This window comes from Ectothiorhodospira shaposhnikovii, from assembly GCF_016584105.1.
GTDB classification, from domain to species: domain Bacteria; phylum Pseudomonadota; class Gammaproteobacteria; order Ectothiorhodospirales; family Ectothiorhodospiraceae; genus Ectothiorhodospira; species Ectothiorhodospira shaposhnikovii.
Genome location: NZ_NRSM01000011.1, coordinates 37,501 through 53,018 on the forward strand (window position 1 = coordinate 37,501; position 15,518 = coordinate 53,018).

Sequence of the window (15,518 nt, forward strand, 5' to 3'; positions counted from 1 at the left end):
TCCACGCTCGATGTAGATGTCTTCAGAGGATTCTTTGCCAGGCTCAGGATTGCGCCGAGCAATAAAGACCTCTCCCGACGAGGTTTGGAGCTTCACTGCGTACCACTTGACATGCTTACGGATGACCCCAGCAGGAACGTTGCATTCCCTCCGACCAAGGCAGTAATCAACGATGTGAATAAGAGCAGATTTGCCCGTCTTCGATTGTCCGGTTACTACATTGACAGCATCTGGCTTGAGCTCAATGGAGCGAATTTGGCCGTTCGCCCCGTAGACAAGAATATTAAGAATCTGAAATTTCATGGCTTTACTCCCAGTAGCGCCATTGCAGTCTTGAAGTCACCGACCATGGAAAACCACTTGCCGCACATCAAAGCGGCACGGGCACACTCATTGACCTCCTGGGTCGCATTGGGAAATGACTTCGGAGCTGGATTCGAGGTCTTGAGCCGCCCGGACTCCGTGACATAGATACTGTTGTGCTGCATGGCAAAGGCCAGTGCTTCCTTGACGTAGGGAGCCATGTTCTTTGCGCGTTCTGCAAAGCCTACTTTGGCTATTGCGGTATCTGCATTGGTGATCCAAGCGGAAAATGCCGTGCGAGATGATCGTGGGAATGCCTGTCTTGTCGGCTTGTGCAGGACCAGGGGCAACATCACGAAGGGAAAAGCATACGGCGCACCCTCGTTGACGTTCTGTGTGTATGCATCCAGACCGGTTGACATCAGAAACCCGCAAAATGCCGGGTTCAAAAGTGCTGCAATCTCTGGAGGTCTGTTCGCCCATTCCTTCATAGATTATCCTCCGCAGATTGAGCAACCAGGCGCGACTGGAATTCAGGATGCCAGCCGACCCGTAGGCGGTTCGCGAGCATCTGATACGTGCCTCTGGTTATGAAGGATTCCTGACATGAGGGGCGAATTGGGATGTGGGCCTCCGCTTCCACCCACTGAAAAACCTTTTTCCCTGAAGCTATTTGATCATCAGATGATGGATCTACAGGCAGGGAATCCTTTGCTTGGTCGAATCGGATCGCCCATTCTTCGATAAGGATGTCGTCATATTGCTCCAGATCATTATCAATAAGGAGCGACTCCCTGACCCATCGTGATCGCTGCTCTGCCGCCTTGTAGAAATTTTTAGCTGCTCTCTGAATTCGATGCTCTGGCAGAGCAATTAGTCGAAGCTGCTTTGCGAACACCAAGTTCACAAATGGTGTAACATCCGGGTCCGCTGACTGAATCTCGGGATGAATCGGTAGGGAGTCCGACTTGAACTGCTCTCTGAGAGAATCAAGCTGGCCGTCTATTTCCCGGCCGGTTATCTTGAGGATCTTATGCTTCTTGTGCTTGAGGCTTTCGGAATCGATTTCTTTGTCGGCAATGTCAGTTAGCTCGCTGCCATCAATCCCGGCTACGACACGCTGGAGCCACCAGCCCTCCAGATACTTGAGAAAGTGATCCGCATACTGCCTCTCACAATGCCCCCAAAGCTCCTCGCTTAGATGGGTCTGGAGATCCTTGCTTAAAGGGCAGTTGTCCAGGATATAAACCCGCTCCAGAAGAGCCCTTCGTTGTTCCGGCGTGAGCGAATTGAACTTCTGATACCCTTCCTTGTTCGATTCGTTCGACGACGTTTGGCTCGTCTGCAACAGCAGAGTCTCAGCTTCGGCAATATTCCTTCCTTCGATGCGCAAGTGACGTGCAGCAGAATTTTCGGCTGACTCTTCTGTCGTCATCAGGCATAGAATTGAATTTTCCTCAGACAGTCCTCCGGAAAACAGGTCGCACCAGATCCTGATGGTTTTCCAAAGGTCAGTGCTCGCATTGGTGAGACTGGCCTTCCGGGCAATGTGATGTTTAACCTGGATGACTTCGGTGGGGCTGCCGTCCTTTTCGAACACAACGTCGTCGAGAGTCTCGATTGCAACAGCGATATCCGGGTCAGATTTCAAACGTTTTAGAGATTCCAACAAGGCAAGACGGCACTGGTAGATATACCCGAGCAGAGATGCTGCCGCCGAATATTGTGATCTGTCTTGCATGTCAGCCTCCATTTTCCCTACAGCTTGAAGCTCTTTGAGAGAACCTTGCCCTCGATCGAAAATTTCAGTACGCCATCTTCCTCGATGAACGCCACGGATTTGCCAGCGTATCTGCGGTAAAGTTGGAACTTTTGGCCTTTGTAAGTCACGCTGCCATCGTCCTCCACAAGGATGCTATCGCACGGTGGGGGCGTTGAAGCAGGGTTCGGCACCGGGCGATTATCGTTGAACGATGGGCCTTGGCTTGTGCTCTTTTTTTCAGAGAGCAATGCCATCAAGCTGCTGGGCTCTTGGCCTTTGCCAGCCTTGGGGCTGGGAGCCGCTTCGGCATACTCGGCAAGCTGCCTTTGGGCTTCCTGAAGGCGGCGATTGAATCCATCCGGGTCACGCAGGATGGATATCCAAATACGTGCCTTCTCGGAATTGATGTCGTGATCGAGAATCTTTTCGAGCAGGTTGCAGGCTTGCCCGATAGCGTCCTTGGCATCGTTCCAAAGCGATTGGATTTCTTCCTGCTCGTCGGACTTGATGGTCTCCTCGAAGTCCTCGAAGGCAATGTCCGTATTCAGTGAGCCTTCATAGGGAGCCAACCCCTTGGCTTTATAGCGGCGAAGCTGCTCCGGACTCATCGTGCAGTGATAGGTCAGCAGCCAGCGTTCCTTGATGAAATGGACATCGCCTTCCTTGTTCAGGAGCATGAACTCGCCTGTCTTGGGCCGTGCGAGCTTCTTCGCCAAGTCGGAAGGTGAAAACTCCGCGTCGGTCAAACCCTCACGAACCTTGTCCCTATCTCTTTTTGTCTGCAGTTTTCCGACGATCCAGGTGGCGCAGTTCGAAAGGCCCTTATAGTCAATATCCCCGGGATTTTGTGTTGCCAGAATGCAGCCGACACCAAAGGCGCGTCCTTGCTTGACCAGGATATTCAGTGCGGGTTTGCATGTGCTTGTATAGGGGTAAGTGGGATAGAAAGCGGTCTTTCCACCGCCACCGCCGATCTCATCCAGGAAGAACAACAGGCGAGGCCTGTTTCCACCGGGAGCGCTACCTTGCTTACGCATCCAGGCGTTAATTGCAAAGGCAATTTGGGCGACAACAAAGCTCTGATCCTCAAAGTCGGTGATGTGAGCGAGGCTGATAACGCTGATCTGGGTCTTGCCGTCGACACGGTTGGCTCCCACCAGCTTGTCGATGCTCATCTCTTCGCCACGAACCCAGTTGGCTGCCGCGCCGACGAGTTGGCCGTTCACCGCTTGCGCAAGCTTTTGACGCCGGTTCTCTGGAATATGGTCATCGATCCCCAGCACACCAATGGTGGCAAAGGGCGGTTCCAAAATCATGGATACCAATTGCCCAAGACCTGCCTCGCCAGTCAGATCAACACCCGTGCGCCAGGCGTGCTCGATGAGAGCGGTGACAAAATCCGTTTCCCGGTCCCGCTGTCCCGATGGAATCACCCGGCGTACCAGTGCTTCCGCCATGCTGGTCACCATGACCGAAGCTGTATCCGGGTCCTCGTCAAATAGTTTATTGATGTCCGGCGGCGGGGAAGAAATGAGCGGAATGGATACCCGGCGGCCGAGCTCGCTGCGGGGGGTGAAAATTTCAACGGCTACCTGGTTGGAAAACTCCCGCACGTTGGTTTCGGCAAGTCCCCAATCCCATAGCCGTTTCCGAAAGGTGTTGGCTTCAGCCAAGGCGGCGCGACCAAGCGTAGATTTGTCTTCCACCTCGACCCATGGCGCAACGGCCGGGGCTGCCAGTTCTCCGAAAGCAAGCGCCAAGGAAGACAAATCGCCCTTGAGATCCACGATAATCGAGGGAACCCCCTTGAGGGCTGCTTCCTCAATGATGGCTTTGCCCATTACCGTCTTGCCGGAGCCTGAGCCGCCACAAATAAAGGTGTGAGTGATCAGATCACTCAGCTTGTGGCGGTACAGCTCTCCCGGCATCCCATTGGGATCGAGATGCTTTCCGATATAAAGCTCGCTCACTCGTTATCCTCCTCCGGGAGTTCAAGTGTTCCTGTTTGCCATTCACGGAATTTTTCAAGAATGAACGGGAGGTCGTTTTCCTTGAGCGGGTCGCCATTGGCCCGGCGGCCGACATAGTCAGCCCGCGCCATGAAGATATCGCCCTGAACATCTCCCGGGCGCTTCTTCTGCAGATACACCACATTGGTCGGAATGGAGGTTCCGGTTGATGCGAAGGTTTCGCTGGGCAGAGAAATCACGGCCTTGATGATGGCGTGCTCACGCATGTAATCCCGAACGGGCTTCGCGGTGGCATTCGACAACACACCGTCGGGAAGAACGATGAGCAGTTTGCCGCCCGGCTTCAACACCCGAAGATAGTGTTCAATGAAGAGGACCTCGCTGTCCTGGCTGTTTTTCGGCCGTTTTTCCGGTGGACGGCCCTTGGACTTGAAGACCTTGACCTCATGTCCGAACTGATAGTCCAGCAGGATGCCCTCGGTCTTGACGGACTTGCCGAATGGCGGATTGGTCAGTACGAGATCGATGCTGTCCGGCCCTATTTGCTGTTTTCTCTTTCCCTCTCCAAAATCGACCTCGTATTCAATCAACGGCTTCAATCCACCGTATTCCTCGTTGTAGAGGTAGTTCTGGTGAAGCCACTGAGCGTTCTGCGCGTTGACGGCGTGAACGATCATGTTCAGTTTCCCAAGGCGAGCCGCCTTCTCTTCAATCTCGCACGCGAAGAAGGTTTCCTGGCCGAGGCGCTTTAGGAGCTGATCTTTCTTGCGTGGCTCCACGCCGTTGGAGAGTGCATGCTTGTACACGTCCTCGTAAGTGGCGATCAGAAAACCACCTGACCCTGCGCAGGCATCCAGAAAGCGCTCGCTTTTTTCGATGTCCAAGGCCGGGCCGTCTGGATTGTCCCGGGCAAGGTCCAGCATGAAGGCGACGATTTCTCGTGGTGTAAAGAACTGACCGAGGTCTTTACCCTTGAAAGTATCGGACAGCATGATTTCGAAGGCGCGGCCAAGCACATCGCCCTGGGTGTCTTTCAGGTTGATCCCTTCAAGACGGGCAATGACCCGCTCAACGGTTGCCGCCTTGCTGAGTACCCGCTCGTTCTCGTCAGTAAAGACTTCGGGATGGTGCCCCTTCAGGTCATCGAACAGGTTGTTGATGAAGTTCTGGGCGGCCTTGTCGCCCATGTGTTTGTTTTGCTCGCAATACGACTTTAACTTGGCGGTGGTGAAGCCCCCGCTGGGTTTTGCGTCTTCATTGAGTTTGATAAAAAGGAAGCGCGTGAATTCGTCGAAGATCCAGTCGTTGCGCTTGTTCTCGATGTCCCAGATGTCCTGCCAGCATCCCTTCATGAGTTGCACGAAGCGGGAGAGGCTGTTTTCCGTATGGAGTGTTTTCTGCGCCCACTGCTGCAGACCCTTGACTACGTCTGGCTTGAGTTCGCGCACCATGTCTTCGGCATCGCGAACGTCATCCCAGTCCTTCATCTCGTCATGAATCTCATTCCCCTTTTCGACAAGATAAATGCGTAAATGGCCTGCCACCTCGATGACGCAATAGGCTGCCGGACCATTGGGCATGAGAATGCTGAGGGCTTTGTATCGGTTAGCCTCGGATTCACTCAGCGTTGCCGAGCCTTCATGCTTGAAGGCGGCATAGCAATTGCCGACGCTGGTTGACACCAGAAACGCGGCTTTCTCGTCCAGCCCTTCAACCGTCGTGGCCACGCCAGAACCATCACCGTCATTGATCTGGTGGGCTTTGAAGCCCAGGTCCGAGACCAGAAATTCTCTGAACTGATCAAGAGTTGCCATCTGCTATTTCGCTCCTCGTGTTATGTACACCGCAACCGGGATGACTGTTTCTTCCGGGGTCAATCCACCATGGTCGTTGCCCTGAACCTTGTAGGGGTTGCCTGCCGATGTCTGCTTGGCACCAGGCCAGCCATAGCTGTCGTGCCCAAAGGGCAGCTCAACGGCATTGAGGCTTGCTGGAAGGCCGTAGTCGGCAACCGGTTCGATTCGTTTTACATCCACAGGGCCAACGTTGGTGCGGTTGGTTGTCTTGTATTCCAGGCAGCGGTTATGGATGAAGACATCCCGTCCGGGGCCGCTGTCCGATTTCAAATCGTCAATGACGTGCTGAGTGTTGTACCAGGTAAAGCCGTGGTCGGCCGTGATGACGACGGCCGTCTTGTCCTGGGCGGCGATCCTGCGCAGGTGGGGCAGTGCCACCTCCTTCACATAGGCCAGCATGATCTCCTGGAGACTCGACATGCCCTTCTGCAGAAGCCGATCCTGGAGGTTGAACACCACCGCCTTGAAGCGCCCGGGCGCATCCACCAGGTCGCGCATTTTCCTGTTGAGGGTGTCGGCGTTGGCGTCCTTCTCGTTGTAGCAGAGGTAATTCTTGTCCCGATCCCACCAGGAGGAAGGCGAAAGCCCCAGGTTGTCCAGGCAACGCTCGAGCAGATGGGGTTCACTTTTCCCATTCGGCCAGCTCCGGAACTCCGCCGGAGGCGCTCCGGCAAAAATGGCCTGTCGGCAATATTCGGTAATGCTGGGTAGATAAGTGCAGGCGCGGAACTCAGGTCCCAGCGACTGGTAAGGGCGAAACAGCTCACGTCCCGGCATCATCAGGAAGCGGTCACGCAGCAACGTCCAGTTGGCCACGCTCATCCCGTCAAAGACCAGCAGATAAACCTGCTTGATCTCGGAATCCTGCAGCAGTGGTTTGACCGCAGATTCCATGACATCGCTATTCAGCCAAGGTCTGCAGGTGCCTGCTGCGAACTTGCGTTCGCTCAACCACTTCGGCAGTCCACGGCTCGGCTGCACATAGAAATCCGCCCAGGCGATGCGAATAGAGTCGCAGGCCTTTTTCGCCCGCTGGGTGATACGAAAGACATTGACCTTTTCCGGCAACTGGCTGGACCGCCGTTCCGCCTCCAGCGCCATCGTGGAGAGCGGCAGATACACCGAATCCACCAGCGCCAGCCAGGCCTTCCAATCCAGGCTGGCGAGATTCTTCACCGCCGCCTCGGCCTTGTCCGTAAGCCGGTGAATCGTGACCATCGCTTCCAGCAGCGATACGTGGTCCTCGTACTGCTCGCGAGCCTGATGTCGGCGAAGGGCTTCCAAGAGTTCTTCCCATTCCGGGGCATCCGGTGTTTCCAACGCATCGGTCAGCTTGCAGGGAGCCTTTTCAAGCGGAAGCGTGTCGGCCCGCTCGCCGTTGACAACCACATCGAGCAACGCGTGCAGGGTGACCGCCAAGCCCTGGGCGAGGATGCCGCCATCGGCCTCCAGGACCTGGATGAGCTGATTCAGCAGGCGCTCCGAGCCTTTGCCGCCAACGCCCTTGACCACTGTCGCAAGGGACTCGGTGACGGCACTGGGGTGCTTCGGAAAGACTTCGTGCTGCAGGTAGTGCAGCGCCTGTTTGCAGGGCGCATCGTCTTTGAGGGTGATGCGACGGCCCCATTCGGCAAGCCCGTGCAGGCTTTGCTCGTCCTTGAGCACGTCAACAAATAGGTCGCCCAGTTCGCTGCCATCGAGGAAGGTACGCATCCGTTCCGGCGAGAGCATCTTCCAGCCATCCAGAATGGAAGCGAGCAGGCAGATCGGCAGCACCGGCGGCGGGTCGCTTTCCAGCACGGCGGCTTCGACCAGAGCGAAGCGCGGCCCATCGAGCCAGGTGCGAACCACGTCGAGGAATTCCTGCTCCAGCGCCCGGCGTTCATCCGCATCGACCGAGCCCAGCACCTCGCGTACCCGTGCCAGCGCATTCTCGTACCAGAGCTTGTCGAGAATCCGATCCGGCTCCCAGCCTGCAGACAACACGCTGGGATCGTTCAGCAGCGAGGCGAGCACCACGCGCTCCAGACTGTAAGCACCGAGCTGCGGCAGGTACGGAGCCAGGTTCCAGAATGCGGGAATGGGAAGCCGGTCGAGCAAGGCCCGGGGATTCTGCACGCCAAGCGCCTTGGCAATATCGCAACCCGTTACCGTGCGGGGCGACACGCTGGAACGGGCCTGCAAGTCCGGCAGATGATCCGGCTGAAGCTGCTGGCGTGAGATGATGATACGGGCGGGCGGATTTGGTTGCCGACGCTCGGGTTCGGTATGGCGGCGCAATCCAAACTCATTGGCACATACATGCACGGGGATGGCCTGGCCATCGACCAGCAGTTCGGTGGGCGCTTCGGCAAAATACCCACGCACGTCATTGACTAGCAGATAGAATTTCTTCAGATCACGGCTGCGCCACATGCCAGCCAAGGCTTGTTCCATGGCGGTCATTGCAGTGCCTCCTTCACCTGCTTCTGGTAATTTGCCACGAAATCAGGACCTAACAATCCCAGCAAATCAGAAGACAGGACATCCATTAGCTCGGAACGCTTGTTGATAACGTCATGCTTTTCACGATTTATGTTCTCAGTCTTATCGAAAATAACTCGGCATCTACTAAGAATGCTTTCGCACTGTTTTTCGGGGACATGCGGGACCATGATGTCTCCAACCCTGTCTTGACTTATTGAGGGCATCTGGCCCCCAGAACAGTTGTAAAACACCTGGAGGCGTCCATATTCGGTCAGAAAAAACACCCTTATTAGCTCTCTCCCTGCATTTGAAATGGAGCTAAGTCCGATTAACATTATCTCGGAGCATGGGATAAAATCAGCGTGCTCTTCGGTTGGGATTGCAACTTCTCCGACAGTGCCTTTCCTTGTGAACAGAAGCAATTCATTACTCAGCTTGCGCGAATAGCTTGTTGAAGAAACAAAAACAGGCTTATCATCTGTAATCTTTCCATTTTTGACATCGGCGACAAGCAAATATCGACGTGCGCCGTCATCTTCGCTATCGCAATATTCTCTACTGGCCGCACCGTTGTTGATGTAGTCCGCGATTGTATTGAGTGAGCGAAAGTTGGTATTAGTTTTAAGTTCGGCCACCATATTCAAAAGAGATTCCTGATTTCCCTTTACGTCCAGCCGCTCAACTGATCTGTCCTGTCGAGAGAGAAAAACACGCTTTTCAACAGGCTTTTGAATCGGAGAGAGTTCAAGGGCATCAGAAAATACTTGTGATAAATCTGAACTAGATTCGCGGATTTTGTTTTCCAGGACCTCTATTTGATCTCCAAACAAACCAAGAGACTTAATGCATTGAGCGTGTGCAATCAATATGTTCCTTTGCTCTTGCATTGATAGCTTTGGAAATGGAATTGAGCTCAAAACGTCACTCGATATGTAGCTAATTCCTAGATTGGCTCTTTCGCGAAAAACGAGCGATTGTATTGGTTCGCTCAATAGCCACAAGACTACGAACTTCGGGTCAAAGTCCTCTTTGCACTGGAATCTGAAAATACTTCCGTTGACGATTGCATCTGGAGGGTTGTCTGAAGCAACGCACATGTCGAAGAATGCTCGAGCACCCTTAATGCTAATGAGCACGTCATTACTCTTTATTCGAGCACGCTCGGAGTTAATCCATTCAGATGGGACCCTTACGGCACTTTCGTAATCAATACCGCTGTTGGATACATTTGATGATCTGACAAGAGATATGCCGCCTTCCTCCAAATAGCTTGAAGATGGCGGAAGAACGCCGTAGCTGGCGTCATCAGTCATTACATCACCCAAGGTCGTGAGTTCGATATCACAATTCTCTATGTACCGTTCCGCGTGAATGAACTCTGGAAGGTAATAGTTGATATCAAACCTGTCGTGTTGCTCTTCGGGCGACAGGATTTCGATCAGGGGTTTTTCGCTAACGATGGGCATTGCTTACTCCACCTTCCAAGGCTGTTCTTCTTCCGAATCGTTCTTTTTCAGCAGCTCACCCAGTGCGCCCTGCACATACTGCTCGAACTCACGCCGCCCGCCCTTGAAGAAACCAAGCAGGCGCGGCTTTAGCTGGTCCAACAGATCATCGACATTCACCTTCACCGCTTCCGCCTCGGCCAGGGCGGCCGCCAGGTGCTGTCGCATGGAGGCGTCTTGCAACGAATCGAGAGCGCTTTGCTCTGCGGGATCGCTGAGCAACCCTAGCAAAAGATTTGCTGCGGGCGTGTCACTGACGTAATCTCGGAGCTCGGCTTCGCAGCCCCGCACATGGTCCAGGTATTCCTTGATGCCGCGCTCGACCAATTCCAGGAAATGGTCCGGTTTGAGTTCCAGACGCTTGCCGGGTTTGTAGCCACAGGCGGAACACACCCAGCGGTCGGAAAGGTCGTTCTTCACGTCATCCAGGCTCTGCTCGCATACCTGCTGCACGCCAACCTGGGTCAACAGATCGGTCAGTTGGGCTTCGATAAAGGCTGGGCTGAAATGGGCGCTGAGCCCTTCCACCCGTGAGAGGTCCTTAAGCACCTGATAGCTTGGGCTGGCGAGCACGGCATCACGGAGAGCTTTCAGATCATTGTGCAGGCCCGCGTGTTCACTCAGGTACTGGTTGAGGTAGAGCTCGTGCAGATCCTTCCATTCGGCGGTGATACGGCTCATTTCCCCGGACGCGCCAGCGGATTTGACGTAGGTCTCGATGCTGTCGAGTAGCTCCTGGCATGGCTTTTCAATGGTGGGCGGGACGCCCAGTGCTTTGAGCTCACGAAGTTTGCCGGTGAGACTGGCCAGTTCGGAAATGCGATCCAGAAAATCGCGGGCTTCCCGCACGCGGTGAGCAAATTCCTCGACACAAGTGTAACGATTGGCCGCCTCGATATCGTCGTCCTCGGTAAGCCCCAGCATGTCGCGCAGGGCACCACGCACCGAGGCATAACAGGCAACCCGGCTTTCTCTACCATCCTCGGGCAGCGCAAAGATGTCGGCCCATTCGGAAATGGCGTCGGGAACCGAGGCTCCGGGCCAGGTTTGCAACGCCTGTTCGGCCTGGCGGAACTCGTGCCGGGCACGGGTTTCCGTCTCTTTCAAGAGGTCAAGAAGGCGCTCGGCGGCTGCCGGGCTGTAACCGGTGCCTTCTTTCCAAAGGCCAAGGGCGTGAAGCGACTCGGTCAGGTCGTGCCACAGGGTTTCATCCGGACGCGTCCCGGGACGGAGTTCATCCAGCTCCTGGAGCCAGTCAACCGGGCTGCCAATGGTGCGATCATCCTGAGAGACCGTCTTGCCGTGAATGGTGAAGCCGCTGATCTCCCCAGTGCTGATGAGCAGCGTGATCAGGATATCCACCCAGGTGTCGGTCAATCCCAGGTCCGTGGTTTTCAACCGTTTGCGGGTTTCCGCGATGCTGGTGGCAGGCGGGTTGGCCTTGCGGATATTGTCCCGAATCCGCTCCTTCGCCTTTTTGAAGGCTTCCACGCTGCTGGCGGCCAGTGTGACCGAGACTTCTCCGGGCACACCGGTGTTGAGCAAACCAAGCGGCGCAAGGTGCTTTTCAAGATCAGCCTTGGCAGTCCCATCCCCATCGGTCACGCGCCCTTTCCAGATGGCTTCGAGGATGCGTTTGCGCATCTGATTGCTCAAGTCCGCGCTAAAGGAATAGGCCTCCCGGAAATCCGGATGAAAGTGGAAGACCTTGGCTAAAGCCTTGGTGGCGACCTTTTCCAGGAGCCGTTCCAGAGAGCGTTCACTCTGCGGAATGCTGTGGTAGAGGGAAAGCAGTTCTGCGGGCTCGCAGAGGATTTCCCAGGCTTGGTCCTTGGTATTCCACTGGCGGATTTCGCCGTTCACAAAGGATTCGAGCAAAATCTCCGTGGCCTTGCGGGCAGGCTGGGCCGATTTGGTTCCAGCGGGAAGGTCAATCCATTCGCCCAGCAGCTCCAGCTTGCGCCGGACGGATTGCGAAGCACCGCCCGCGTTAACCTGGGACTGGTAGTCGCCAAAGAGTTTGACCAAAGCCATGCTACGTTTGAGCTCATCGATATCCTGGGCTGGCAATGTGGCCGGTAGCCATACGAGGGTCCGTCCGTTGCCATGACGGACTGCGTCCATCTCGACATCGAGCGGCGAGGCTGACGGGTAGAGTACGGCCAGGTGCAACGCCTTGGTGGCGGGCACGTCCTTAACAAAGCCGATGACTGCGTGGTCGTTGGTGAGCGCCGTCACCGGTTCAAGCCGATAGTCCAGGGAGCGGCGGGTTCGCTGCCAATCCACATCCACCTGGGTCGAGAAACCATGTTGTGGTGGCACAGTGCCGCCCAGCGGACTGCCCGGGAAGCGGAGGAACAGTTCAAGATGGGAGCGGTAGGCGCTCTCAAGCTGAATATCCGGTGCGAAACCATTCTTGACCCGCTCGACTTCAACCAACAGCTCTTCGCGTTCGCCCCCGTCACCTTCAACCGAGAGGAAAAAGCTCAGATTATCCCCGCTGCCTTTCTGACGAAGGGGCGGAAATGTTTGGGCAATCTTTTCCAGGATTCGGGCCGTTTCCTGGTCGCTTCCAGCGGGGTCACTTTCCTTGCCGGGCCATCGCAGCAAGAGCGCGTCATTCAGCTTCGAAACGGTGAGTTCTTCCTTAACCATGGAGAGGACGATCAATGCTTTGATCAGGCGTTCGCTCGCTACCTTGGCGGCCGCCTGATCGGCGTCCGACCAGCGCTTATAAGGCACGCGGGACAGGACCTCGTCCCTGGCCGTGCTGCAGAAGCGCTCAAACATCCCGTAATACTTGGCCATCTCAGGATCGTCCTGGATGATCTTGTTACGCAGGTCCTCGTAGTCGAACACGTCGTCGAGCACCGCGATACGTTTCCAGTCGCTGGTATCCTGCAGGCGTCTTTCAATGAATTCCTGGACAAATCCCAGTGCGCCACGGGATCTGCCGCCCCGGTTGGTGATCGCGGTGAGGCAGTACAGCCCGAAGGGATGCATCGGATAAACGTCGGCAAAGTGTTTTGCCTCGTCGGTGATGGGTTCGCGTTCGCGGAAGTACCGTTTCAGGAAGTCAGTAAAGGCTCCCCGGAAATGCGGCTGAATTTCAGCCTTAAAGGCATCAGCGAGCTTATGAACGCATTTGGAATTTTCACGAAACAGCCGGTGATTGTAGATGCGATGAAATTGCGTGACCGGGATGTTGATGGACTGGAAGCGGCCGGATTGCCCGGAGAGTTTGCCCATCAACTCCGTATCGTAATTGCGCCCGGCTTGGCGAGCGATGGCCTGAATTTCTTCCTGAACCGCGCCGAAAATCCAGAACGGTTGATCCCCGGCCAGTCCAGCTTCGGCCAGTTGTCCAAGGAAAGCAGTGCCCCGGTTGAAGTGTTCGTCGCTTTGGATCAGGTGAAGATACAATTCGTCAATAAAGACCAGGACGCCTTCGTAGCCGCGTTCTTTGGCGATCTCGACCAGCTTCTTGACCTTTTCCGTGACTGTGGTGCGGTCCTGAACGAGTTGAATGTTCAGGGCGGCAACAGCCTGCTCAATGATGGTCTTCTGATATTCCTTGTCATAGGAGCGAAGCTGATCGACGGAGAGACTCCGGTTGTCACGAATCCAGTTCTCGACATCGCTGCGGGTGCCGCTGGCGGTGTGATTGAAAAAGGTATCCAGATAGGCATCGGTGTTGGACAAAGTCGCCGTTACTGGCGGCGAGAGGTGGCGCAGGTGGTCAGTAACCGAGTTCCAGAAAGCCTGCTCGAGGGTCTCGTCAGGCACTTCAATGGCGGTAAAGTTGATCGTGAGGAATTTTCGTGGTGCGAGCGCATCCATGCCCCATTCGGGCTTGGTATCGAGGAACTGTTTGCGCAGCGTCGGTTCGGTCAGAATGGCGGATAGCCATGCCATGAAGATGGTTTTGCCGGAACCGTATAGACCGGTGATGAAGAAGCCGCGACCTTGCTTACGGTGAATTCGGTCCAGGATAATTCGGGCCGACTCCTCAACCTCGGGCAGCATGACGAAGCTTTCGAAAATCCGCGTCCGGCTGGCCGAATCGTGAGTCGACTCGTTGAAGTTTTCCACCCAGCTACTGACGGGCGTGAAATCAAACATATCCTTCATGAGTGGCATATCAGGCCTCCATCTCCACAATTGGTTGATCTCCGCGAGTCAGGGTGTACTGCCCGCAGCGGCAAAGCTGACCAGCCATTCGTCCTGTCAGCACCAGTAAAATTCTTCTTTTTCCCACGGCATCGTTGTACCAGGTGGTCATGGGGTCCATGCCGAGCGCGAAAACCAGTTCCAGGTGATCGAGGATGGTCAGTCCCTCTGGCAATAGCTGTTCGGCTACAAGGTCGTGTACCGCCTTCCGAAGTCTGTTCCCGTAGCGTTTAAGGTCCGCCGTGATGGTTGTAGCATTGAATTCAAACACTTCGGCAAACATGGGATCTTTAGCCAGCAGGTCGAGAACGATGTCATTCACGCTCACATATCGGACCTGCCCGAAATCGCCCAGCGATGCTATGTGTTCCGCAAGCCATGTTTTTCCAGAACCTTGACCGCCTATCAGGCAGCAAAGAGTCCGGCCGCCAACGTGGCTTTCGCCGACCAATCCTATAAGCTCATTGAGCGCCTTGGCCTGAGCTGGAGTCGTTTTGTTATCTCCAGGCATCGACATACTCCTCCAGCGATTGATGAATCAGTTGAACTTGATCCGTGCTTCCGTGCCGGTGATAGTCACAATGTCCCTTGGTTGCGAGTTTGTTGACCCCGGCAATCAGCAAGGCGCGGTTGCACATGAAGATGGGGGCGATGGTTCCTTCGTTGATGACCGTGGCTGTTGATGGTGCCCGCCAACCGTTTTTTGATGCGTCGTGATAGAGCGCGTAGCCCAAAACGGCCTCGGTTGGGCAGTAGGTGGTCACCGAGTAATTGGATTTCGAAAGCTTCAGGCGTCCTGCCTTAACGAGGATCGACCGCACTCGATCTCGAGTTGACTGAGGCATGCGCTCGTATTTACGTTCCAGGAGCTGGTCGAGGTGATAGCGAGAGAAAACGGCCTCGCCGGTATTCAGAAAGCTGTCTGTAACCAAAAGTGAAAGGGTTTCAAAAAGAATCGGGGTAGTTATGCATAGCTGGAAAAACACCAGATCCTGAACCGCTTCATCATTGCTGCGAATCTTTCGAAACATCTTCAGGAACGAAGTGTTTTTGATCGAGTTGTTCTCGATTTCCAGGAAGCGATATTTCATGTGTTGCCACAGTTTTTCCTTGTTGGACTCGGACTTCTGAGGCCAACGTTGGATACAGGAGCCACGCACAGCTTGCGCGTCATTGCTCTCCAATGCGGCGTCGAGCAGCATGAGAGTCTCTTCCAGAAGGAATCCGTATCCGATAGTTGAAAACTGCTTATCCATTGAAATTGCCGCCTGTCATCTAGTCCTCATTGTTTTTGTTTTTGTCTGCTGCAGCACCGCCAGCCTCGACCCAAGCATCGACCTGTTCTTTTTTAAACTTCCAGAGTCGGCCTACTCGATGAGCGGGCATGCCGTGCTTGTCTATCCAGCGGTACACGGTGTCACTGCTGACACCGAGATACTTGCCTATCTCGTCTACTGATAACCAACGGTTTTCCATCTCGGCCATT

At 54.9% G+C, this 15,518-nt stretch carries 11 protein-coding genes (1 of these 11 running past the window's edge); all 11 read right to left on the bottom strand.

Translation table 11 applies throughout. The annotated features are described in order from the left end of the window. On the bottom strand, positions 1–303 hold the 5' end (the start) of the coding sequence (locus CKO35_RS07970) for a DUF3732 domain-containing protein (RefSeq protein WP_200174453.1). It extends 1,644 nt beyond the left edge of the window; 303 of the gene's 1,947 nt are visible here — the first part of the coding sequence; it begins with the start codon at positions 301–303; its stop codon lies off the left edge, out of view. Continuing rightward, positions 300–794, bottom strand: a complete 495-nt coding sequence (locus tag CKO35_RS07975) for a three component ABC system middle component (protein WP_200174460.1) — start codon at positions 792–794, stop codon at positions 300–302. Before CKO35_RS07975 ends, CKO35_RS07970 begins: the two co-directional genes overlap by 4 nt. Next, positions 791–2,044 carry an ABC-three component system protein gene (locus CKO35_RS07980; RefSeq protein WP_200174462.1) on the bottom strand — a complete coding sequence of 418 codons (1,254 nt, stop codon included), beginning with the start codon at positions 2,042–2,044 and terminating at the stop codon, positions 791–793. Before CKO35_RS07980 ends, CKO35_RS07975 begins: the two co-directional genes overlap by 4 nt. Positions 2,045–2,061: 17 nt before the next feature. Continuing rightward, positions 2,062–4,035: a helicase HerA-like domain-containing protein gene (locus CKO35_RS07985; RefSeq protein WP_200174464.1), complete on the bottom strand. Its 1,974-nt coding sequence runs from the start codon at positions 4,033–4,035 to the stop codon at positions 2,062–2,064. Next, a complete protein-coding gene (locus tag CKO35_RS07990; protein ID WP_200174471.1) occupies positions 4,032–5,849 on the bottom strand; it encodes an HsdM family class I SAM-dependent methyltransferase in 1,818 nt (605 codons plus the stop codon). Before CKO35_RS07990 ends, CKO35_RS07985 begins: the two co-directional genes overlap by 4 nt. A 3-nt stretch (positions 5,850–5,852) precedes the next feature. Then, the gene (locus CKO35_RS07995) at positions 5,853–8,336 is read right to left on the bottom strand and encodes a PglZ domain-containing protein (RefSeq protein WP_200174477.1); all 2,484 of its coding nucleotides are present in this window, start codon (positions 8,334–8,336) and stop codon (positions 5,853–5,855) included. Then, on the bottom strand, positions 8,333–9,823 hold the full coding sequence (locus CKO35_RS08000) for a restriction endonuclease subunit S (protein ID WP_200174479.1): 1,491 nt from the start codon (positions 9,821–9,823) through the stop codon (positions 8,333–8,335). The genes CKO35_RS07995 and CKO35_RS08000 overlap by 4 nt, the downstream gene beginning before the upstream one ends. Before the next feature lie 3 nt (positions 9,824–9,826). Then, the gene (locus CKO35_RS08005) at positions 9,827–13,993 is read right to left on the bottom strand and encodes a hypothetical protein (RefSeq protein ID WP_200174480.1); all 4,167 of its coding nucleotides are present in this window, start codon (positions 13,991–13,993) and stop codon (positions 9,827–9,829) included. A 10-nt stretch (positions 13,994–14,003) separates the two neighbouring features. After that, positions 14,004–14,543, bottom strand: a complete 540-nt coding sequence (locus CKO35_RS08010) for a P-loop NTPase family protein (protein WP_200174482.1) — start codon at positions 14,541–14,543, stop codon at positions 14,004–14,006. Next, positions 14,530–15,234 carry a hypothetical protein gene (locus tag CKO35_RS08015; protein ID WP_200174488.1) on the bottom strand — a complete coding sequence of 235 codons (705 nt, stop codon included), beginning with the start codon at positions 15,232–15,234 and terminating at the stop codon, positions 14,530–14,532. Before CKO35_RS08015 ends, CKO35_RS08010 begins: the two co-directional genes overlap by 14 nt. Positions 15,235–15,307: 73 nt before the next feature. Further along, the gene (locus CKO35_RS08020; protein WP_090539671.1) at positions 15,308–15,517 is read right to left on the bottom strand and encodes a helix-turn-helix domain-containing protein; all 210 of its coding nucleotides are present in this window, start codon (positions 15,515–15,517) and stop codon (positions 15,308–15,310) included. Between the last annotated feature and the right edge of the window lies 1 nt (position 15,518).